Origin of the sequence: Brevibacterium sanguinis (assembly GCF_039528855.1) — a bacterium.
GTDB lineage: Bacteria > Actinomycetota > Actinomycetes > Actinomycetales > Brevibacteriaceae > Brevibacterium > Brevibacterium sanguinis.
Map to the genome: position 1 here is coordinate 1 of NZ_BAAAMB010000013.1, position 20,221 is coordinate 20,221.

Genomic DNA, 20,221 nt, shown 5'->3' on the forward strand with positions numbered 1-20,221 from the left:
CCCCCCCTTCGTCTTGCCGCCTCCCGGACCGCGAGACGGTGGCGGCACCGGGAGAGTCACGGCACCGGGAGAGTCCGGCGACGCGGGTCACAGCCCGCTGAGCAGTCGGATCGCCAGTGCCGCGATGACGCTCGCGGAGACGACTCCCCCGACCCGGCGACCGGTCGGTGAGAGGAGGAGACGTCCGGCACCGCGACCGATGAGGACGAGGACACAGTGCCAGGACGCCGAGGCGATGACGATGCCGGCCAGCAGGGCTGCGGAGTCTGCAGCACCGGCGGAGGCGGGCAGTCCGCCCGAGAGCACTACGGAGACGAAGTAGAGCAGCGGCCAGGGGTTGAGCCCGGTGAGGGTGAAGAAGAGCAGCGCCTCACGCAGCGCTGAGCGCGGTTCGCCCCTCGCGGCCAGGCCGCGCCTCGCACCCGGTTCGTCTGCTGTGCGGGGAACACCCCCCGCGGCAGGGTTCCTCCCCACGGCTGAGCCGTCGCTCGCGTCCGCATCGTCGTCCTCGCGCCGGAAGCCGTCGATGGCGGTCCGCCCGGCGAGGAAGAGGAGGAGACCCGCCCCGGCGACCGTCACCGGCACCTGCCACGGTGTGATCAGCCGGGCGGCCGCGGTCCCGCCGATCACCGCCGCAAGAGCGTAGAGCGCATCGGCGGTGACCGCTCCCGTCGCGGCGGCGAGACCGTGACGCAGCGAGGACGTCGCCGTGCGCTGGATGAGGAGCACGGCCACCGCGCCCACCGGGATCGCCAGTCCGAAGCCTGCCCAGAGTCCGAATCCGAAGGTTGCCCACATGCCTCCACCGTGCCCGGTGCGCATCGTGTGCGTCCATCGAATAATTCACGACGAACTGTACAGTGAATCACTATGATCGACCCGCGCCTCAAATCGCTCGCCGCCGTCCGCGACACCGGCACGGTCACCGCGGCCGCCGCTCTCCTCCACGTCACGCCGTCGACGATCTCCCAGCACCTGCGCGGACTCGCCCGCGTCGTCGGTGCCGATCTCGTCGAACCCGTCGGTCGCAATGTCAGGCTCACTCCCGCCGCCGAGGTGGTCCTCGCGCATGCGACGGCACTCAACGCCGAGTGGGAGCGCACTCTCGCCGACCTCGCAGCGCTGCGGGCAGCCGGCCGCGCCCGGCTGCGGATCTCCGCCGTCGCCTCGGCGATCGTCGCCCTCGTCTGTCCCGCGGTGGCCCGGCTGCCGGAGGTCGCGGTGGAGATCGGTGAGGACGCGGTGCGCGACCGGTTCCGCATGCTCGCCGAGTCCGAGACGGACATCGTCGTGACGCTGGACGCCACACCCCCGGACACCGCTCTCGCGACGTCGGCCGATACGGCCCGCACGGCGGCGCCGGCCGACGACGGCGGGGCCTGGGAGGTGCGCGAGCTGCTCACCGAGCCCCTCGACGTCATCGTCGGACCCGGGCATCGGCTCGCGGGCAGCGAGCGGGTCGGACTCTCCGCTCTCGCCGCGGAGACATGGATCGGCGCCGGTGACCTCATCGACCAGCAGGCCCTCTTCCTCCGCCTCTGCGCCCAGGCGGGATTCACCCCTCACCTGCGGCACGACGCCCTCGACTGGGGTGCGATCATCGCCCTCGTCGAATACGGGCACGGCATCGCCCTGCTCCCCCGCACGATCAGGATCGCCCCGGATGCCGGGGTCCGTCGTCTCGAGCTGGGCTGGCCGGACTCCCCCACCGTGCCGCACCGACGCCTGCGCGCCTACATCCGCGCCGGCAGCGCCACCCATCCGACGATCGCCGCCGGACTCGAGGCGCTCACCGCGGAGGGGCGGCGACTGACGGACACCGGCGCACGGTGACCGGCACAGTGTGAACAGCCCTGCCTGACCGGTCGCCAACCGGTCTGGGGTGAATGCGGAAACGGCCCGGATCATCCGGGCCGTTTCCACTCGACGGTCTACGCTGGGCAGTCGCTCGACACTCGGCGCTCGACGATCGAGGTTCAGTCACTCGGCGGAGCGTGCCGCCATGTCGACGACGTTCTGCAGCAGCAGGGCCCGGGTCATCGGACCGACGCCACCGGGGTTGGGCGAGATCCACCCGGCCACCTCGGCGACACCGGGATCGACGTCGCCGACGATCTTCGACTTCCCGGTCTCGGGGTCCTCCTCCCGGGAGACGCCGACGTCGAGGACGATCGCGCCGGGCTTGACGTCCTCGGGCTTGACGAGGCGCGGGGACCCGGCGGCGGCGACGATGATATCGGCCTGGGCGAGCAGCTCCGGCAGATTCGTCGTTCCCGTGTGGGTCAGGGTGACCGTCGCGTTGTACTCCCGGCGGGTGAGCAGGGAGCCGATCGACCGGCCGACGGTGACGCCGCGGCCGATGACGACGACGTGCTTGCCGGGCAGGTCGATCCCGTTGCGCACCATGAGTTCGATGACACCGCGCGGTGTGCACGGCAGCGGCGTCGTGATCTTCCGGCTGACGTTGAGCATGAGACGGCCGAGGTTCGTCGGGTGGAGTCCGTCGGCGTCCTTGGCCGGGTCGATGCGCTCGAGGACGGCATCGGTGTCGATGTGGTCCGGCAGCGGCAGCTGGACGATGTAGCCGGTGCAGGCGTCGTTGGCGTTGAGCTCGTCGATGACCGCGAAGAGCTCGTCCTGGGTGATCGTCTCGGGCAGGTCGCGGCGGATCGACTCGATGCCGATCTCGGCGCAGTCGCGGTGCTTGCCGGCGACGTACCACTTCGACCCGGGATCGTCGCCGACGAGGACGGTGCCGAGTCCGGGGACGATGCCCTGTGCGGCGAGACGGGCCACCTCGGCGCGCATCTCGTCCTTCATCTGCGCTGCGACGGCCTTGCCGTCGAGGATCTGCGCTGCCATCAGTACTGCTCCAGTCCTTCGTAGAGGGGGAAGTCGTCGCTGAGCTTCTTCACGCGGGCGGCGAGCGCCTCGACGTCGGCGCCGGGCTTGAGCGCCTCGGCGATGACGTCGGCGACCTCGGTGAACTCCTTGTCGCCGAAACCGCGGGTCGCGAGCGCCGGGGTGCCGATCCGCAGCCCCGAGGTGACCATCGGCGGACGCGGATCGAAGGGCACGGCGTTGCGGTTGACGGTGATGCCGACCTCGTGGAGGAGGTCCTCGGCCTGCTGGCCGTCGAGGGCGGAGTTGCGGAGGTCGACGAGGACGAGGTGGACGTCGGTGCCGCCGGTGAGCACGGTGGCACCCGCCTCGGCGACATCAGCGGCGAGGAGGCGATCGGCGAGGATCTGCGCGCCGCGGACGGTGCGCTCCTGCCGGTCGCGGAACTCCTCGGAGGCGGCGAGCTTGAAGGCCACGGCCTTCGCGGCGATGACATGCATGAGGGGTCCGCCCTGCTGGCCGGGGAAGACGGCCGAGTTGAGCTTCTTCGCGTACTCCTCCTTGCCGAGGATGAAGCCCGACCGGGGTCCGCCGATCGTCTTGTGCACCGTCGAGGAGACGACATCGGCGAAGGGCACCGGGTTGGGGTGGAGTCCGGCAGCGACGAGACCGGCGAAGTGGGCCATGTCCACCCACAGCTTCGCTCCGACCTCGTCGGCGATGTCGCGGAAGGCCTGGAAGTCGAGCTGGCGGGGGTACGCCGACCATCCGGCGACGATGACCTCGGGGCGGTGGTCGAGGGCCTTCTGCCGCACCTGGTCCATGTCGATGCGGTACGTGTCGGGGTCGACCTCGTACGACGCCACATCGTAGAGGCGACCGGAGAAGTTGATCTTCATGCCGTGGGTGAGGTGGCCGCCGTGGGCGAGCGAGAGGCCGAGCATCTTGTCGCCCTGACGGGCGAGCGCGTGCATGACAGCGGCATTGGCCGAGGCTCCGGAGTGCGGCTGGACGTTGGCGTACTCGGCGCCGAAGAGGCTCTTGGCGCGGTCGATCGCGAGGTCCTCGGCGATGTCGACGAACTCGCAGCCGCCGTAGTAGCGCTTGCCCGGGTACCCTTCCGCATACTTGTTCGTCAGCACCGACCCCTGCGCCTCGAGAACGGCGCGCGGCACGAAGTTCTCCGAGGCGATCATCTCAAGCGTCGACCGCTGTCGCCCCAGCTCGAGGTCGAGGACTTCGGCGATCTGCGGGTCGATGTCTGCAAGCGAAGCCTGCAGCGAGGATTCGGACATGGTTGCACTCCTGTGGCGTCGAGATTCGGCGGCGCGGTCTTCCCCCGCGCGCGTTCCGAGGCAATGCTAACAGCGAAGCCCCGGCCCCCGCCCGGCCGCCCGTCTGCCGGAAGCCCGGGATGGTGCGGGTCCAAGCGGCCCGCCCGGGTCGCCGCTGGGGTCGCCGCTGAGGCCGTCTGCGCGGTCGTCTGGACAGCAGGCCGACAGCCGCGTTGTCACTGCTGCCTGCGCTGCCGGATGTCGGACGGCTGACCGGGGACGATGTCGCACCCGATTAGACTCGCGGCTATGAGCGAAGAATGGATCCTGCGAGTCACCTGCCCCGATGCGACCGGAGTCGTCCACGCCGTGACCGGGGCGCTGGCCGGGCTCGGTGCGAACATCACCGAATCGCAGCAGTTCTCCTCCCCCGACTCCCACCAGTTCTTCCTCCGCGTCCACTTCACGACCCCGGCTCCCGTGAGTGAGGCGGACCTGGAGACGGCCCTCGCCGAGGCGGCCGCCCGGTTCTCGATGACGCTCGGTCTCCAGCCCGCACAGAAGCGCACCCGCACCCTCGTCCTCGTCTCGAAGGCCGCCCACTGCCTCAACACCCTCCTCTTCCAGCAGAGCGCGGGCCAGCTGCCCATCGACATCGTCGCCGTCGCCGGCAACCACGATGCGCTGCGCCCCCTCGCCGAGTTCCACGGCCACGACTTCCACCACATCCCCATCACCCCGGAGACGAAGGAGACCGCCGAGGCGCAGCTGCGTCGCCTCGTCACCGACCTCGACGTCGAACTCATCGTCCTCGCCCGCTACATGCAGATCCTCTCCCCCGACCTCTGCGCGGCGCTCGAGGGCCGGGTCATCAACATCCACCATTCGTTCCTGCCGAGCTTCAAGGGCGCCAAGCCCTATCATCAGGCGCACGCCCGCGGGGTGAAGATCATCGGAGCGACCGCCCACTACGTCACCCCCGACCTCGACGAGGGCCCGATCATCGAACAGGACGTCGCCCGCGTCGACCACAACCGCAACATCGCCGACTTCGTCGCCCGCGGCCAGGACGTCGAGGCGGCCGTGCTCGCCCGTGCGGTCCGCTGGCACGCGGAGGGCCGCGTCCTCATGGACGGTCATCGCACTGTCGTCTTCGACTGACCCCACGCCGCACCGCCTCGGCGGGCATCGTCACGGGCCACCGCCTCGGCGGGGAACGTCCCCACGGCCCACCGAGGCGAGGATCGTCCCCATGGCCCACCGAGGCGGGCATCACCGCTCGCTCACGGGGCGGTGCGGACCCAGCCCGCTCTCCGCCCTCCGCCGTCGACGCAACCGGCCCCGGTGGTGCGGTTCTGACACAATTGCGCCGCACACGGGTCCCGGGCGGTCAACCTGGGCTACCGTTCGACTATGAGTGAGACTCACCTGCGGCGCCTGCCGATCCCCCGCGGACCGATCAACCTCGCCCGCCAAGCCCTGCTGCGCACCGCGAACCTCGGCCTGACGGCCGCCTACGGCACGTACCGGCTCCACCCGGCGATCTGGCGCTTCACCGCCCGGCACTACTCGCCGAAGCTCGAGCCCTTCGCCCGGCTCAACGCGTGGATGATCTGCCAGCAGGCCTCCCTCGACGTGCCCGCCTACCAGGACTACCTCGCGCGCACCGGGTTCACGTTCACGTGGTGGGACCTCGAGGCCTACACTCCGACGTCGAAGGACGACTTCGTCCGCGTCTACAGCGAGGAGCACCGCTGCTGGGGCGGGCGGATCGAGCGGATCGGCACGGTCGTCGACGAGTCCTCGGGCTCCTCGGGCACGCCGTTCAACTGGATGCGGTCGAAGCGCGAGCTCGACACCGTCCACAAGAACGTCGCCGGGTATGTGACGATGCTCTTCGGGGATGCGGACCTCTTCTGCATCAACGCGTTCTCGATGGGCGCGTGGGCGACGGGGACGAACACGGGCCTGGCGATGGCGAAGGTCGCGATGGTGAAGAACACCGGACCCGACCTCGAGAAGATCCTCGACACGATGCGCCACTTCGGCCCCGGCCACACGTACCTCATCAGTGCCTATCCCCCGTTCCTCAAGCACCTCGTCGACCGCATGGACGCCGAGCCGGGAGTCTGGGACGAGTACCGGATCAACGGCTTCGTCGGCGGGGAGGCGATGACCGAGGGCCTGCGCGACTATCTCGAGCAGCGGTTCCACCGGGTCTACTCCGGGTACGGGGCCTCGGATCTCACGATCGGCATGGCCGGGGAGTCCGACCTCTCCGTCGTCATCCGCCGGGCCCTGGCCCATGACCTCGCCTTCCGCGCCGAGGTGCTCGGCCCCGAGGAGTCCCGCGTGCCCATGGTCTTCCAGTACAACCCCCTCGAGACCTACCTCGAGACGACGGCCGACGGGGAACTCGTCGCGACGATCAACTCGGCATCGGTGATGAGTCCCCGGCTGCGCTACAACATCGGCGACGAGGCAAAGCTCATCGACTTCCCGACGATGGTCGAGCTCACCCGCGCCCACCACGAGCTCGCCCGGCAGTGCTCACAGGCCTTCGCCGACAACGGAATGAAGCTGCCGTTCGTCCTCCTCTTCGGCCGGTCGGATTCGACGATCTCTTATATGGGTGCCAACATCTACCCGCTCGACATCGAGAACGGCCTCTACCGGGACAACCCACGCGCCCACCTCATCGAGTCCTTCCGCATCGAACTGCGCGAACTCGCCGACCACGAGCACCGCCCCGCCCTCCACATCCAACTCCGCGAGACCGGCGCCGAAGGGAACGAGGAGCTGAGCGCCGGCGAGCGCGAGGAGCTCGCCGAGACCATCCGGGCCGGCGTGCTCGGCCATCTCGCCTCGGTGTCCAGGGACTTCGCGCAGAGCATGAAGGAGGATCCGACGACAGCAGAGCTCGAGATCGAGATCCACGACTTCGGCACCGGTCCCTTCGCCACCGCCTCGACGAAGATCAAGAACGTCTACCTCCAACCCAAGGAGAGCAATGCGATCGAATGACTTCTCCCTCGCCCCTCCGCAGGCGCGCGCCGAGTCGTTCTTCCTCGGGGCCAACCGGTACCGCAATCCGCTGAGCATGCTCGGCCAGGTGCGCCGCTGGCCGAAGCTCGCGAAGGCCCTGCGCCGCGCCCCCGGCTATCTGTGGCACCGCAGCTACTACGAGTTCCCCGACCGGATCGGCCTCCTCGTCGCCTTCGCGACCCGGGACGATCTCATGCGCTTCGCCCGCACCCCCGAACACGTCGAGATCATGCACTGGCTCGTCGGCGCCGGGGACAGCTCCCCGGCCCGCGGCGGTTTCATCCGCATCTTCGACGCCGAGGAGTGGGGGTACACGAACGGCGAATTCCGCGCCGAGGACGGCCGCCTGGGGATGATCGAGACCTTCACCCCGACGAGCGAGGAATGAGGGTGGGACCGGGATGACCGGATCTGCCGGGCACGGGACGAGCGTGCCCACTGGGACGGGGATGACCGCCCATCGCGTGGCCTCGCGGGCGGACCTTCGGACCTTCATCGACCTCGGCCCGCGGATCGCCGCGCTCCGCGGCGAGACCGAACGAGCGGTGCCGCTGTTCGCCGCCGACATCGCGGAGTGGCAGTCGGGCACGGGATGGTTCGCCGAGGCGGTCGAACTCTGGCTCGTCCGTGACAGCGCGGGCACCCCGGTCGGGCGCGTGATGTGCCACCGTTCGCGACTGCTCGCCGAGCGGATCAGCGACGGCCCTATCGCGGAGGCACCGGAGACGCTCTTCTTCGGAGCCCTCGAGGCCGCCGACGAGACCGCCCTGACCGCGATCATCGCGCTCATCGACGAGCGGGCGCACCACCTCGGCGCCGCCCGCGTCTTCGGTCCGGTCTCTCCGCTGCCCAACGTCACCGGCGGGCTCGTCACCGCCGGCCACGACCATCCCGGGTTCTTCGACACCGCGTGGAACCCGGCGTTCTTCGCTCCCGCGTTCCGGGCCGCGGGCTTCCGGGAGTGGGGGCCCGCCCAGACGTGGGAGGTCGCCGTCGGGGAGGTCCCGCACGCACGGGCGACCGCGACCGCGTGGGCCGCGCACGGGTTGCGCCGCCGTCCGGTGTCCCGGTGGGGCTTGCGCAGCTTCGCCGGGCGGATGCTGCCGGCGCTCAACGCGGCGTTCGCGGCTCTGCCGTACTACACGCCGATCTCCCCTGCCCAGCTGCGGTCGCAGATGGCGGGCATGGCCGCTCTCATGGATCCGTCCCTCATCGTTGACGTCGTCGGCGAGATGGAGGCCGACGACGCCCCCTCCCGCTGCTTCGCCCTCGTCATCCCCGACCCCGCGCCGGTGCTGCGCCGGCATGGCGGTCGCCTCGGTCCGGCGGCGATCGCCGACCTGCTGCGGCACCGCTCCCGTCTCCGCGACGCCGTGCTCATCATCCAGGGCACCGATCCGCGCTTCCAGGGCACCGGCCTGCTCTCCCTCGTCCTCGGCGACGTCTACGCCGGACTCGCCGCCGGCGGCTACCGGCGCCTGCGGGTGACGTTCATCGCCGAGGACAATCCCGCCTCCGCGGCGGTCTTCGCCAAGGCCGGAGGCACGCCGCTGCACTCCCTGTGCTTCCTCGACCGGCACCGCGCAGCGAGCACCGCCGCGGATCCCGCCGTCGGGCCGGCCGTACCTGCGTCCGCGACTGCAGTCCCGGTGACCGCAGCTGCGACTGCAGCAACGGCGACCGTGGCAGTGACTTCCGCAGAGCCGATCCCCGCGGAGCCGACTTCCGCGGAACCGAGCACCCAGTCTGCGACTGTCGCACCTGCAACCCCGGCGGCGCGCATCGACGCCGCGCTCCTCACCGACCTCTTCGCGACGGCGGGACGCTCCCCCTCGGCGCACAACACGCAGCCGTGGGTGCCGAGAATCGTGCGGATCGCCGACGACGGAACATCGGCGGAGGTCGCACTCACCGTCGATCCCGCCCGCACCCTCCCGGTCGGCGACCCGCGGTCCGAGGATCTCCACCTCTCGATCGGGTGCTGGGTCGAGGCGCTGTCGATCGCCGCCGCCGAGGCGGGACTCGATACCGCGGTCACCTCCGTCGACGGGTGGGGACCGAGTCTCGACGTCCGGCTGAGGGTCACCGTCAGCGCCGATCCCGGCGACCGACGCGGGTTGCGGGACACGGCGAGCGGTGACGACCGTGAGGTGCCGGCCGGCGGCCACCGAGACTGGCCGTCCTTCACCACTGCCGATCTCCGTCACCGTCAGGTCGACCGCGGTCCGCTGTCCCGCGATGACACCGCGTTCGCCGAGGCGGTCGGCCACGCCGACGCGGCACTGGCGGGATCGGGGGCGCGCCTCGTCGAGATCCCCGACGACGAGTGGACCGCCCTGCTCACGCGCGCCACCCGACACTCCTTCGCCGACCCGGCTGTCTTCGCCGAAACCCTCACCTGGCTGCGCTTCGATCCTGCCGACCCCGCCTACCGACAGGACGGACTGAGCGCCGCCTGCCTGCGGATCCCCACCGCGGCCGCCCGACTCGCCGGGGTCCTCAACCGTCCCCGCCTCCGGCCGCTCGTCGCTAGGGGCCTCGCCACCGCCCTCGCCCCGGCCGGATGGGTCGACGGTCTCCGGGACCGTCTCCGCGGCCCGCGCCGTGGATCAGGTCTTCCTCTCGTCGGTCACGAGCCAGGAGACCCGGCGCCGATCGACGATTCGACGACCGCCGACGACCCGGCGACCTCCTCGGCGCGGACGGGAGCCCCGCACCACGTCGTCCTCGCGGTCACCGAGGATAAGGATGATGCGGCCCGCGAGATCGCACTCGGCCGAGATCTGCTGCGGACGTGGCTGCTCCTCGATCGGGCGGGCCTGCGCGTCGACGTCCACTCGGAGATCAAGGACTGCCCGGCGACGCACGCGAGACTGCGCGACCGCCTCGGCGACGGACCGACGACGCGACCGCTCGCCGCGTTCTCGATCGGCCGCTCGACGACCCCGGTGCCCCGGTCGGCTCGCCGCTGACCGGGAACGACGACGTGAGCGCACGTGTAGAGGCAGGAGCCGCGAAAATCCAGGGCTCTGATGTTACTCACACGTTATTCACACCACACGTCCGAGGTGATGTAGAGTCTCCGATGCTGAGACAAGGAGGCACATCATCATGTCGGAGCCGACATTCCGGACCATCGCCATCATCCTGTACTTCGCGGGCATGCTCGCGATCGGGTGGTTCGCGTACCGCAAGACCAAGGACAGCCTCGATGACTACATGCTCGCCGGCCGCGGTCTGCGCCCGTCGGTCGCGGCCCTCAGCGCCGGTGCCTCCGATATGTCCGGGTGGCTGCTCATGGGTCTGCCCGGCGCCATCTACCTCGCCGGCCTCGTCGAGGCGTGGATCGCGATCGGCCTGACCGTCGGCGCCTGGGTGAACTGGAAATTCGTCGCCCCGCGCCTGCGCGCCTTCACGGAGACCGCCGGTGACTCGATCACCATTCCGAGCTTCTTCGAAGAGCGGCTGCAGGACCGGACTCACCTCCTGCGGATCGTCTGCGGCCTCATCATCCTCGTGTTCTTCACGTTCTACGTCTCCTCCGGCATGGTCGCGGCGGGCAAGTTCTTCGAATCGAGCTTCGGCCTCAACTATCTCGCCGGCATGCTCATCGTCGCCGCGATCACGATGGTCTACACGCTCTTCGGCGGCTTCCTCGGTGCGACGCTCACCGACGTCGCCCAGGGGCTGCTGATGTTCGCGGCCCTCATCGCCGTGCCGATCGTCGCCGTCATCAACGCCGGCGGCCCCGCCGAGGTGATCGCCAACGTCCGTGCGATCGATCCGAGCCTGCTCAGCCTCTTCGGCTCCGGACCGTTCTGGGCCGGCGGCACCTACCTGGCCGTGATCTCCTCCCTGGCCTGGGGCCTCGGGTATTTCGGGCAGCCGCATATCATCGTCCGCTTCATGGCTCTGCGCACTCCCGCCGACGCCACCGTCGCCCGCCGGATCGGCGTGGGCTGGATGGCGATCTCCGCCGCAGGTGCCATCGCCACCGCGATCGTCGGCATCTCCTACTTCTCGCAGCATGCGGACCAGGCGCCGACGGACCCCGAGACCGTGTTCCTCGATCTCGCGCAGATCCTCTTCCACCCGTTCATCGCCGGTCTCGTGCTCGCCGCCGTCCTCGCGGCGATCATGTCGACGATCTCCTCGCAGCTCGTCGTCACCTCCTCGGCGCTCGTCGAGGACCTCTTCAAGATCGTCGCCGCGCGCGTCGGATCAGAGCGCACCCTGCAGGACAAGACGTATGTCCTCCTCGGTCGCCTCGGCATCCTCGTCGTCGCCGTCATCGCCGTGCTGCTCGCGATCTCGCCGTCGAACAGCATCCTCGACCTCGTCGCCTTCGCGTGGGCCGGATTCGGCGCCTCGTTCGGTCCGATCGTCCTCCTCACCCTGTTCTGGAAGAAGCTGACGAACTGGGGCGCGCTCTGCGGACTCATCGCAGGTGCCGTCGTCGCCTTCGTGTGGGGGCAGCTCAACACCCCGCTGACGGATGCGATCTACGAGATCATCCCGGGCTTCGCGATCAATCTCATCGTCGCCGTCGTCGTCAGCCTCGCCACCTACAAGCCGAACCCGGAGATCGAGCGCGAGTTCGATGAAGGAGTGGAGCTCTCGAAGGTGCAGTGAACGCCTTCGCCTGCACTGCGTGAGCACAACGGCCCGCCGGTCTACCAGGACCAGCGGGCCGTTCGCGTTCGGTGTCGTACAGGTTCGGTGTCATGCAGGTTCGCCGTCGCGCCCGTTCAACACTTCCCGCGAAAAAGTCGTCTCCCAAGACGCGATATTCACGCCAGCTGTTGAAGGAGGCGCACAGCACATACCCACTGCGCTCACTCAACACTTCCCGCGAAAAAGTCGTCCCCCAAGACGCGATATTCACGGCACCTGTTGAACGAGGGACCAGCGGCACGCACACGATGCGCCGCTGCCACCGCAAAGTCCCCGTGAATGCACTTCAGGCGGGCACCCGCGCTGGGGTGCCCGCCTGAAGTGAACGGCGCGCAGAACGTGCGCCCGGCCTCACGTGGAGGCTGGGGTCACTTGTCCTTGCCGGCCGCCGGGTCGATGACCTCGACGGTCTCGTCGGTCTCGACGTTGCCCTCGGCATCCTCGGTGACCTTGACCTCGTCGACGACGACATCGCCGTCGGCATCCTCGGTGACGGTGACGTCGTCGGAGACGACCTCTTCGTCAGCGGGAGCGGCTGCGGCGGCGGTGGCCTGCTCGGCCTCCTTCACCGTCGCCTGCTTCGGCGAGTAGGGCTCGAGGACGAGCTCGATGACGGCCATCGGGGCGTTGTCGCCGTTGCGGGGGCCGATCTTCGTGATGCGGGTGTATCCACCCGGACGCTCGGCCATCGTCTCGGCGATCGAGGTGAAGAGCTCGTGGACGATCGACTTGTCGCCGATCTGCGCGAGCACGCGGCGACGAGCGGCGAGATCGCCCTTCTTCGCTGCGGTGATGAGGCGCTCGGCAACCGGGCGGAGGCGCTTGGCCTTCGTCACGGTCGTCGTGATGCGCTTGTGCTCGAAGAGCTGAGCTGCCAGGTTGTTGAGCATGAGGCGCTCGTGCGTGGGCGATCCGCCGAGGCGGGGGCCCTTCGTGGGGGTAGGCATAGTGAGAAACTCCTAGGTCTAGATCAGTACTGTTCGTCTTCGACGTAGGACTGGTCCTCTTCCGCGAGACCGGATTCGAACCCGGCAGGACTGTCCTTGAGGCTCAGACCCAGCTCGTTGAGCTTGGCCTTGACCTCGTCGATCGACTTCGAACCAAAGTTGCGGATATCCATGAGGTCGGCTTCGCTGCGAGCAACGAGCTCACCGACGGTGTGGATGCCCTCACGCTTGAGGCAGTTGTAGGAGCGCACGGTCAGGTCGAGGTCCTCGATCGCCAGGGCGAGGTCAGCGGCGAGCGCGGCGTCGACCGGCGACGGGCCGATCTCGATGCCTTCGGCTTCGACGTTGAGCTCACGGGCGAGTCCGAACAGCTCGACCAGGGTCTTGCCCGCAGACGCGATGGCGTCGCGCGGGGTCATCGACGGCTTGGTCTCGACATCGAGCACGAGGCGATCGAAGTCGGTGCGCTGCTCGACACGAGTGGCTTCCACCTTGTAGGTGACCTTGAGAACAGGCGAGTAGATCGAGTCGACCGGGATCCGGCCGATCTCGGCATCCGCGTTCTTGTTCTGCGCGCTCGACACGTAGCCGCGTCCGCGTTCGATGGTGAGCTCCATGTCCAGACGGCCTTCGCCATTGAGCGTGGCGATGTGGAGGTCGGGGTTGTGGATCTCGACTCCGGCGGGAGCGGAGACATCGGCGGCGGTCACGGTGCCGGGGCCCTGCTTGCGCAGGTACGCAACGACAGGCTCGTCGAACTCAGACGACACGACCAGGGACTTGAGGTTGAGGATGAATTCGGTGACATCCTCCTTCACGCCTGGAACGGTGCTGAACTCGTGGAGCACTCCGTCGATCCGAATGGAGGTGACGGCGGCTCCCGGAATCGACGACAGCAGAGTGCGACGAAGCGAGTTGCCGAGAGTGTATCCGAAGCCCGGCTCGAGGGGCTCGATGGCGAACCGCGAGCGGTTATCGGAGACGACTTCTTCCGTGAGTGTTGGGCGCTGTGCAATGAGCACGTGGGCTTCCTTTCAGCGAACATCCGCTATATGACGTTCGCACTGCACGTCATGACCGCGTACGGGTCATGAAGAACGGTTCGGTTTTATGCAAAGAATCCGCATCGCCGCGGGTGGCGGGCCGGTCGGCCCGTCACCTGCGGTGAGTGTCACGGAAAGGGTCAGCCGCGGCGGCGCTTGGGCGGACGGCAGCCGTTGAACGGAACCGGGGTGACATCCTGGATGGTGCCCAGTTCCAGACCGGCGGCCTGGAGGGAGCGGATCGCGGTTTCGCGGCCCGAGCCCGGTCCCTTGACGAACACGTCGACCTTCTTCAGGCCGTGTTCCTGTGCGCGGCGGGCAGCGGACTCCGCAGCCATCTGAGCGGCGTAGGGAGTCGACTTGCGCGAGCCCTTGAAGCCGACCTCACCGGAGGAGGCCCAGGAGATGACAGCACCGGTCGGATCGGTGATCGACACGATGGTGTTGTTGAAGGTGGACTTGATGTGAGCCTGGCCGGCAACGATATTCTTCTTGATCTTGCGGCGAGGCTTGCGCGCTGAAGCGGCGCGTGACTTGGGAGGCATATGTTTTACTCCTGATCGAGGTGGTTGACGCCGGTCAACCGGGTGAGCATGTTACTTCTTCTTACCGGCCACGGTGCGCTTCGGTCCCTTGCGGGTGCGCGCATTCGTCTTGGTCCGCTGTCCGCGAACCGGGAGACCGCGGCGGTGGCGCAGGCCTTCGTAGCTGCCGATCTCGACCTTGCGGCGGATGTCGGCGGCAACCTCACGACGGAGGTCGCCCTCAACCTGGAACGTGCCCTCGATGTAGTCACGCAGCTGCACGAGCTCCGCGTCGGTCAGGTCCTTCACACGGGTGTCCGGGCTGATGCCGGTTTCCGTGAGGGTCTGGCGCGCACGGGTGCGGCCCACACCATAGATGTATGTCAGGGCGACTTCCACGCGCTTTTCACGCGGAATGTCGACTCCGGCAAGACGTGCCATAGGTTCTTACTCCTGTAATGATGTTTCGGAGGTGCTGATGCAGACCTGTCCTCGGGTTCTCACCTCAAGGTCCTCGGCCCCCGACCGAAGGTATCGTCCTGCTCGGCGCTCAGGCGCCGCGCAGGGGGCGAGGTCTGCGTGGGTGTGGTGCTGCGTGAAGTCCCTATGCGGGACTTCGTCTGCTCGAAGAGCTGCTCAGCCCTGACGCTGCTTGTGGCGCGGGTTGGAGCAGATCACCATGACTCGACCGTGACGGCGGGTCACCTGGCACTTCTCGCAGATCTTCTTGACGCTGGGCTTAACCTTCATCGTTTTTCCTTCTCTCGGCCGGTCTCCCCGGGTGAGGGAGTCCGGCGCGAATGATCGAAGATCCTTACTAGTAGCGGTAGACGATTCGTCCGCGCGAGAGATCGTAAGGAGAGAGCTCCACGATGACTCGGTCCTCGGGCAGGATGCGGATGTAGTGCTGACGCATCTTCCCTGAGATGTGCGCGAGCACCTTGTGCCCGTTGCTCAGCTCGACCCGGAACGATGCGTTCGGGAGAGCCTCGACGACGGTGCCCTCGATCTCAATGACCCCTTCTTTTTTGGCCATATCGTTCGCTAACCTCGTATTCCCGCGAATCCTTCGCGTTCGACGTAATCGTCGATCGCCGATGAACACCGGCGATCCCATCGGCCGATTCGGACCCGACTTTCCCACATGAAAAGTTGTGGATGGCGTGACGCCGCCCACAACCGGGAATGGGTGAGTTGAGTGAGAACAGACCAATCATCTACTCTACACGACGATGCGAAGATCTTCCAGGCGGTCCTGGATTCTGTGCGTGAGTTCCCCTACAATCCCGACCCCGGCACCGAGGCGGCCGCTCGTTCCCAGCACGACCGAGGCGCCCGCCCGGCTCAGGTGTGCGCGCGGGTGCCGTATCCGGTGCGCAGGCCGACGACGACGGCGACCATGAGGACGAGGGCGCCGAGCACGGTGATCCACGCGAATCCCCCGAGCGCGAGCAGCGGTCCGGCGCAGGCCGCGACGGCTGCGGCGCCGAGGTTCATCCCGGCGTCCGAGAGCCCCTGGACCTCGATCCGGTGGGCCTCGTCGGTGTCCTGTGTGAGCAGCGTCGACCCGGCGATGAGACACGCCGACCAGCCGAGGCCGAGGACGAAGAGGGCGATCGAGATCCGAGTGAACGACGATTCTCCCGCGGCGTCGATGAACCCGAGGACGAGGGCGAGCGCGAAGAGCGCCTGACCGAGCGCGATGACCCGTCCCGGCGAGAAGCGGTCGGTGAGGTAGCCGAAGACCGGGGAGAGACCGTACATCCCGAAGATGTGCCCGGCGATCGTCACCCCGATGACGCCGAGGCCGAACCCCTGATGGTCCATGTGCACCGGCGTCATCACCATCGTCGAGACCATGATCATGTGTCCGGTGACGACGGAGAGCAGGCCGAAGAGGGCACCCGGGGACCGGCGCACAGCTCGCCAGGCCCCGCCTCGGCGGGATGATTCCGTCACCGAGGCGGCCGTGCGGACATCGCCGACGGACACCTGCTCCACCGGGGTCTCCCCCTCGGCGGATCCGCCCACCGTCGCACCCGGCTGCGGGGATGCCACTGACGCGGGGACCTCCGCGGGCGAGTACACGGCAGGGGTGCGGAGGAACATCACGCAGACGAAGGAGAGGAGGTAGCCCGCGACGGCGATGAGAAAGGGCCCGGCGAAGGGGTCGATGCCGAGGGCCTCCCCCAGCCTGGCCCCGGGTTCGGCGAGGTTGGGTCCGACGACGGACCCCACAGTCGTCGCCCACACGACGAGCGACATCGCCCGCCCCTTGAGGTTCGCCGGTGCCGCATCGGTCGCCGCGTACCGGCTCTGCAGCCCCGCGGCGGTCGCGGAGCCGAAGCAGCCCATGCCGACGAAGAAGAGGAGGGAGATGCCGGCGAGGATCGCAGCGACGATGAGCAGCGCCCCGATGAGGGCGAGTCCGTAGCCGACGCCGAGCGCCCACCGCCGATTCCGTGCGGCGGCGAGCCGGGCCAGCGGCAGGGCGAGGAGTCCGGCGCCGAGGATCGACGCCGTCTGCGCGAAGCCGGCGAGCTCGGTGCGCCCGGTCAGCCTCTCGGCGAGGATCCCGCCGACGGCGAAGCCCGTGGCCACGCCGATGCCGGCGAACAGCTGCGCAAGGCTGAGCGCCCACTGGTTGTGTCGGAATGTCCGTCCCGTCGTTCTCACCCTCTGACCTGCCTGTGCGCCGCCGATCGCGCCGCGTCGTCGCAGCGCGTCCCCGGCCCCGCCGCATCGCCGGACCGGGTGCGCCTGTGCTCTGCCTCGATGCTAACCGACGGCGACGCGGCCGGGAGCGCACTCCCGGCCGCGTTCTCAGTCAGTGCCGTGGCTTCCGGACCTTCGCGGCCCGGTAGACGAGCCCACCGGCGGTGAGCAGGGCGAGCGCTTCGGCGAGCAGCGCCCAGATGTCGGCACCGGTGCGCGGCAGGCTGCCGCCGCCATCGTCACCGCCGCCGGCTGAGCCGCCGCCGGGGGCGTCACCGCCGCCCTTCGGGTCGTCCCCGTCGGCGCTGCCGCCGCCTTCGGAGCCGCCGCCGTCGGAGCCGGCACCGTCGCTGTCCTTGCCGCCGTCGTCGCCCTTGCCGTCGTCACCGGTCACGGTCAGCGTCGTGTTCGCCGTCGTCTTGCCGCCCTCATCGAGCAGCTGGACGACGTAGGTGCCCGGCTTCGCGTCCTGCGGCACGGTGATCCGGCCCACGGCGTTGCCGCCGTTGTCGGTCGTCAGCGTCCCGAGGCTGCCGCCGGTCTCGAAGGCGACGGTGTACGTCTCCTCCGAGGCCTGATGCTTCACGGTCGCCTCGAGGCTCTCCCCGGCCGACGCGGTGTCCTTGGACAGGGAGAAGTCCTCGGCTCGGAACGTGTCCATCCGGCACCGGTTGGGCAGAGTGATCGTCTCACCGCGGTCGTCGACGGCCGTGTCGGGTGTCGGCAGCTTGGGACCGAAGTCGCCGACCTCGGGCACCGTGCCCTGCGAGAGGAACGCGTTGACCGTCTCGTCCGTGCATGCCTTGTTCTCATCGCGTGACATGTACGAGGTGTGCGAGGCCCCGGAGACCGAGAGCAGGCTGCCGTCGATCGTGCGGGCGAGCTTGACTCCCGAGGCGTACGGGGTCGCCGAGTCGTGGGACGTGGAGACGACGAGGATGTTCGGCACGGCGGTGAGCTTCTCCGGCTTGGGCAGGGTGCCCTTGAACTTCCAGAAGTCGCAGTAGTCGTAGACGCCCGGGGACACCGAGGCGGCCTGGAACGGTCCGGCTTCGTCGTAGCGCTCCGCGAGGTCGCGCAGCGCCGCGAGGTCCGGCTTGTCACCGTAGCTGTTCTCATCCGTGCAGCGGATGTTCGTGAACGCCTGGAGCATCGGATCGTAGTGGCCGGTCTCGTCGCGGGAGTTGTAGTCGTCGGCGAGTCGCATGAGCTCACCGGCGGACTCCCCTGCCTTGAGTTCGGTGAGACCGAGGGCGAGCCTCGACCACAGCGTCTCCGAGTAGAGGGCCTGGATGACGCCGGTGCGCGCATCGCCGAACGTCACCTCGCGGTCGTCGCCGTCGATGCCCGTCGGCAGCGGGTTGCCCTCGAGTGAGCGGAGCACTCCCTGCACGGCCGTCGTCAGTTCCTCCCGGTCGGTGATGCCGTCGCCGAGAGCGCACGTGAACGGCTGGTCCTTGAGCTCGGCCAGGCGGGCGGGGAACTCGAGGTCGGGGTAGGTCTCACCCCAGGTCCTGCCGTCCGTGCCCTTGGCCGAGCAGTCGAGGGCGAACTGCTCGAAGGTGCCCTGGAAGCCGGCGATCTGGTTGACGGAGTCGTCGGCGTCCTCCTCGGCGTCCTCCTTTGCCACGAGCTTGCCGCTGGCATCGAGGTACGCCTGCGGGTCGGCGTTGATGTCCTTGAGCGCCTTGTAGGCGGAGACGTTGCCGGGGTCGACGGCACCGTCGAGGACGAGGCGGCCGACGCTGTCACCGAACTTCTGGGCGTAGACGTAGCCGAGGCGGGTGCCGTAGGAGAAGCCGATGAAGTCGAGCTTGTCGTCTCCGCTCGTCGAGCGGATGAGGTCGAGATCGCCCACGGCGTCCCACGTGCCCAGGTGCTTCATGAGATTCTCCTGGCCGCCCTCGCCGAGGTCGAAGAGCTTGCCGGTGTTCTCGATGCAGTCGTTGGCGAAGCGCTCGGCCTGATCGTTGAGGATGTCCTCGGCATTGTCGCGGTCACCCGACCAGGCGTCCTCGGCGCGGTCGGCGTCGATCTGCTCATCGGTCGAGCACTGGGAGAACGGCATGGAGCCGCCGGTGCCGCGCGGGTCGAAGCCGACGAGGTCGAAGTTCGCGGCGAGGTCGGGTTCGTAGAGGGCACCGGCCACGCCGAGCGTCATGCCCGAGCCGCCGGGTCCGCCGGGGTTCCACGCGACGGTGCCCTGGGACGTCGTCTTCTCGAACTTCCCGCCGACCATCTTGCCCGAGGGCACCTTCATCATCGCGATCGCGACATTGCCCGCGGCTGGGTCCTCCGCGTCGATCGGGGCGATGAGGTAACCGCACAGCGGTGCCCGCCCGATCCGCTCGGAGTAGTCGGGGTAGCCGAGCTTGCCGCAGTTCTCCGCGCTCAGGTCGACCTTCTGGTTATAGTACTTCTCCAATCCGGCGGGAACGTTGCCGGCACCTGTGCCCCCGCCCTGCGGATCGGGGATGCGGTATGTGCCGTCGTCCTGCCCGAAGAGCTCCTTCGCCAGCTGCGGGTAGTACTTGTCGAGCTCCTCGGCGTTCGGGCTCGGCTCCTGCGTCGGTCCCTCCGTCGCTCCCGGCTCGGTCGGCGCCGGCTCGCTCGGTTCCGGCGCGGCGGGGCTCTGAGTGGCAGTCTCGGTGGGCTCGGCCGTGGGGTCGGCGATGACGGTGAAGTCGTCGCTCGTCTTCAGACTGTCCGCGGATTTGACGATGTAGGTGCCGGGAGTCAGCGGCGCACCGTCGATCTCGGTCTCGACGGTGCCGGTGCCGGCCTCGACCGTGGCCTCGGCCCCGTCGACGGGGTCGTTGCCGGCGGCGCGGACGACGGTGAGCGTGGTCGGGCCGGATGGATCAGCGGCGACGGTGACGGGAATCGTGAGGTCCGGCGACGCGGTCACCTCGGCGTCGATGCCGAGTGTGATCTCGAGGTCGGTGTCGGTCGCCGAGTCTGCCGTCGGCAGGGTCTGCTGGGTGGACGCGGGTGACTCCGCGGTGCCTGTGGCGACGGCGGGCAGACTGCCCGCGAACAGCAGTGAAGCGCCGATGATCGACGCTCCCAGGACACGCGAAGACCCTCTCAATGTGATGTGGGTCATGGTCGCCATCGTAACGCACAGATAACGGTCAGCATTTTTTCATACTCTTCGT

At 68.7% G+C, this 20,221-nt stretch carries 17 protein-coding genes; 6 read left to right on the top strand and 11 right to left on the bottom strand.

Features of this window, described 5'->3' with window-relative positions; all coding sequences use genetic code 11:
* Positions 1-87 precede the first annotated feature (87 nt).
* Positions 88-798: a LysE family transporter gene (locus tag ABD154_RS14120; RefSeq protein WP_198498224.1), complete on the bottom strand. Its 711-nt coding sequence runs from the start codon at positions 796-798 to the stop codon at positions 88-90.
* A gap of 72 nt (positions 799-870) precedes the next feature.
* Between ABD154_RS14120 and ABD154_RS14125 the strand changes: the two genes are divergently transcribed.
* The gene (locus tag ABD154_RS14125) at positions 871-1,833 is read left to right on the top strand and encodes a LysR family transcriptional regulator (RefSeq protein WP_198498223.1); all 963 of its coding nucleotides are present in this window, start codon (positions 871-873) and stop codon (positions 1,831-1,833) included.
* Positions 1,834-1,980: 147 nt separating this feature from the next.
* Here the strand turns inward: ABD154_RS14125 and ABD154_RS14130 are convergent, their stop codons facing one another.
* Positions 1,981-2,862 carry a bifunctional methylenetetrahydrofolate dehydrogenase/methenyltetrahydrofolate cyclohydrolase gene (locus ABD154_RS14130; RefSeq protein ID WP_198498222.1) on the bottom strand — a complete coding sequence of 294 codons (882 nt, stop codon included), beginning with the start codon at positions 2,860-2,862 and terminating at the stop codon, positions 1,981-1,983.
* A complete protein-coding gene (gene glyA, locus ABD154_RS14135; RefSeq protein WP_211977955.1) occupies positions 2,862-4,136 on the bottom strand; it encodes a serine hydroxymethyltransferase in 1,275 nt (424 codons plus the stop codon). The genes ABD154_RS14130 and glyA overlap by 1 nt, the downstream gene beginning before the upstream one ends.
* 288 nt (positions 4,137-4,424) lie before the next feature.
* On the opposite strand from glyA, the gene purU reads away from it, so the two are divergent.
* The 5 genes from purU to putP all read left to right on the top strand — a co-directional run bounded on the left by purU (position 4,425) and on the right by putP (position 11,792).
* Positions 4,425-5,276, top strand: coding sequence for a formyltetrahydrofolate deformylase (gene purU / locus ABD154_RS14140; RefSeq protein WP_198498221.1), 852 nt, complete (start codon positions 4,425-4,427; stop codon positions 5,274-5,276).
* 252 nt (positions 5,277-5,528) lie between these two features.
* Positions 5,529-7,139 (top strand): phenylacetate--CoA ligase family protein, encoded by a 1,611-nt coding sequence (locus ABD154_RS14145; RefSeq protein WP_211977956.1) that lies wholly within the window; start codon positions 5,529-5,531, stop codon positions 7,137-7,139.
* Positions 7,126-7,548 carry a hypothetical protein gene (locus ABD154_RS14150; protein WP_211977957.1) on the top strand — a complete coding sequence of 141 codons (423 nt, stop codon included), beginning with the start codon at positions 7,126-7,128 and terminating at the stop codon, positions 7,546-7,548. The genes ABD154_RS14145 and ABD154_RS14150 overlap by 14 nt, the downstream gene beginning before the upstream one ends.
* A gap of 13 nt (positions 7,549-7,561) precedes the next feature.
* Entirely contained in the window at positions 7,562-10,132 is a 2,571-nt protein-coding gene (locus ABD154_RS14155) for a nitroreductase family protein (RefSeq protein ID WP_211977958.1), read from the top strand.
* Positions 10,133-10,271: 139 nt separating this feature from the next.
* Complete coding sequence (gene putP / locus ABD154_RS14160; RefSeq protein WP_211977959.1) at positions 10,272-11,792, top strand: sodium/proline symporter PutP; 1,521 nt, start codon at positions 10,272-10,274, stop codon at positions 11,790-11,792.
* A 410-nt stretch (positions 11,793-12,202) separates the two neighbouring features.
* Here putP and rplQ read toward each other — a convergent pair whose 3' ends face one another.
* From rplQ to ABD154_RS14200, 8 genes are all read right to left on the bottom strand, one after another.
* Complete coding sequence (gene rplQ / locus ABD154_RS14165; RefSeq protein WP_211977960.1) at positions 12,203-12,781, bottom strand: 50S ribosomal protein L17; 579 nt, start codon at positions 12,779-12,781, stop codon at positions 12,203-12,205.
* 23 nt (positions 12,782-12,804) lie between these two features.
* Positions 12,805-13,803: a DNA-directed RNA polymerase subunit alpha gene (locus ABD154_RS14170; protein ID WP_009379253.1), complete on the bottom strand. Its 999-nt coding sequence runs from the start codon at positions 13,801-13,803 to the stop codon at positions 12,805-12,807.
* A 161-nt stretch (positions 13,804-13,964) separates the two neighbouring features.
* The gene (gene rpsK / locus ABD154_RS14175) at positions 13,965-14,369 is read right to left on the bottom strand and encodes a 30S ribosomal protein S11 (protein ID WP_009379251.1); all 405 of its coding nucleotides are present in this window, start codon (positions 14,367-14,369) and stop codon (positions 13,965-13,967) included.
* A gap of 51 nt (positions 14,370-14,420) precedes the next feature.
* The gene (gene rpsM, locus ABD154_RS14180) at positions 14,421-14,789 is read right to left on the bottom strand and encodes a 30S ribosomal protein S13 (protein ID WP_137826764.1); all 369 of its coding nucleotides are present in this window, start codon (positions 14,787-14,789) and stop codon (positions 14,421-14,423) included.
* Positions 14,790-14,984: 195 nt separating this feature from the next.
* Positions 14,985-15,098, bottom strand: a complete 114-nt coding sequence (gene rpmJ, locus ABD154_RS14185) for a 50S ribosomal protein L36 (RefSeq protein WP_009379247.1) — start codon at positions 15,096-15,098, stop codon at positions 14,985-14,987.
* Positions 15,099-15,165: 67 nt separating this feature from the next.
* The gene (gene infA, locus ABD154_RS14190; protein WP_344251498.1) at positions 15,166-15,384 is read right to left on the bottom strand and encodes a translation initiation factor IF-1; all 219 of its coding nucleotides are present in this window, start codon (positions 15,382-15,384) and stop codon (positions 15,166-15,168) included.
* Positions 15,385-15,692: 308 nt separating this feature from the next.
* Positions 15,693-17,024: an MFS transporter gene (locus ABD154_RS14195; RefSeq protein ID WP_211977961.1), complete on the bottom strand. Its 1,332-nt coding sequence runs from the start codon at positions 17,022-17,024 to the stop codon at positions 15,693-15,695.
* A 151-nt stretch (positions 17,025-17,175) separates the two neighbouring features.
* Positions 17,176-20,169, bottom strand: a complete 2,994-nt coding sequence (locus tag ABD154_RS14200; RefSeq protein WP_211977962.1) for an alpha/beta fold hydrolase — start codon at positions 20,167-20,169, stop codon at positions 17,176-17,178.
* Positions 20,170-20,221: the final 52 nt, after the last annotated feature.